The organism is Candidatus Symbiopectobacterium sp. (genome assembly GCF_020054415.1).
In the GTDB taxonomy this organism is placed as follows: domain Bacteria; phylum Pseudomonadota; class Gammaproteobacteria; order Enterobacterales; family Enterobacteriaceae; genus Symbiopectobacterium.
In genome coordinates this window covers 1-1,198 of sequence record NZ_JAHWCO010000389.1, presented here as the reverse complement: position 1 = coordinate 1,198, position 1,198 = coordinate 1, and the positions used below count along the sequence as shown (strand labels likewise).

At 39.2% G+C, this 1,198-nt stretch carries 2 protein-coding genes and 1 pseudogene; 2 read left to right on the top strand and 1 reads right to left on the bottom strand.

The window, feature by feature from the left end:
* The first annotated feature begins 157 nt into the window (after positions 1 to 157).
* On the top strand, positions 158 to 316 hold the full coding sequence (locus QZ506_RS11585) for a hypothetical protein (RefSeq protein ID WP_291971214.1): 159 nt from the start codon (positions 158 to 160) through the stop codon (positions 314 to 316).
* Positions 317 to 466: 150 nt separating this feature from the next.
* Complete coding sequence (gene sicA, locus QZ506_RS11580; RefSeq protein WP_291971216.1) at positions 467 to 1,003, top strand: type III secretion system translocator chaperone SicA; 537 nt, start codon at positions 467 to 469, stop codon at positions 1,001 to 1,003.
* Positions 1,004 to 1,115: 112 nt separating this feature from the next.
* On the opposite strand, the pseudogene QZ506_RS11575 reads toward sicA, so the two are convergent.
* A pseudogene (locus tag QZ506_RS11575) lies at positions 1,116 to 1,198 on the bottom strand (lipoprotein); the annotation flags it as partial.

Sequence of the window (1,198 nt, the reverse complement as noted above, 5' to 3'; positions counted from 1 at the left end):
TGACACGCCTGTTTTGGATTAAAATGCTGATCGCTCCGGGATGCATCACCACGCTCTGGATTTAACATACTGATTTTACATCAAGGGAATCCGCAGCCTTTATGGCTACGCAGCATAATATCTATTTATTCAACAAAGCCTAAACGACGATACAATTATGGCTGTTATGGATATATTGATATGGCTGCGCCGTGTTGAGCTTGAAGAATTGGATGCATTTGATGGGAATAATGATAATGATGAGTTTGATGGTAAGTTTTCTCAAGAATCGCCATTGGAAGATTCTGGAGTGGAATTATGTGATAAGAAACAATAGTACGTTTTTTTTGTACCCGTGCTTCATTAGGGAACAGTATGATAGTACTTGTATTCATTACTATCTGCATTCTCGGTGAATTGTCGTTGTATTAACATTTTTCCATTTTATAAATAATATGGAAGGTCCAAAATGAGCTTTAAAAAGGTAATGGATGCTAAAAATGAATTGCGTGATGAGATTGAGGAAACCTTGCTCAAAGATTATTCAGAGCAACTCATGGATGCCATTTATAATGGTGCAACGTTAAAAGATGTTCATGGCGTATCTAATGAAACAATGAGTGATGTTTATAAGCTTGCTTATGACTTTTACCATATGGGAAAGTTAGATGACGCTGAATCCCTTTTTCGCTTTTTATGCATCTACGATTTTTATAACCCAGAATATGCAATGGGGTTGGCTGCGGTTTATCAACTCAAAAAGAACTATTCGAAAGCCATTGATTTTTATGCATTATCATATTCGCTGTCAGAAAATGACTATCGTCCTATGCTCTACGCTGGGCAGTGCAACCTGATGCTTTGTCGCTCGGTTCAGGCTGGTAAGTGTTTTGATATTGTCACCGAAAAATGCAGCGACATAAGTTTGACAGAGAAGGCACAGGCTTATTTGGTCGCCTTAAAAGACATGGATGCTAACGAAGAAAATGGATCTCAAAAAGATGATGCTAATAGGGAGGAATAATGAACATAGATATTGATGATTTTTCTGCGGAATTTTCATTCTCTGGTGGCGGTGACCGGCTTTGTTGAATAAATCAGAACTTGTAACGACTGCGCCCCATACGGGTCGATTGTTACGTGATGCGAATACTGTTCGGCATTCCTAATAGCGTGATCCGGTTAAGCGCTTTGACCATGGCCATGGCTTCACCCACCT

What these genes read in the sequence shown, in the direction of transcription:
- QZ506_RS11585 (WP_291971214.1), top strand. Translation starts at nt 158, where the DNA reads ATGGCTGTTATGGATATATTGATATGGCTGCGCCGTGTTGAGCTTGAA.
- sicA (WP_291971216.1), top strand. Translation starts at nt 467, where the DNA reads ATGGATGCTAAAAATGAATTGCGTGATGAGATTGAGGAAACCTTGCTC.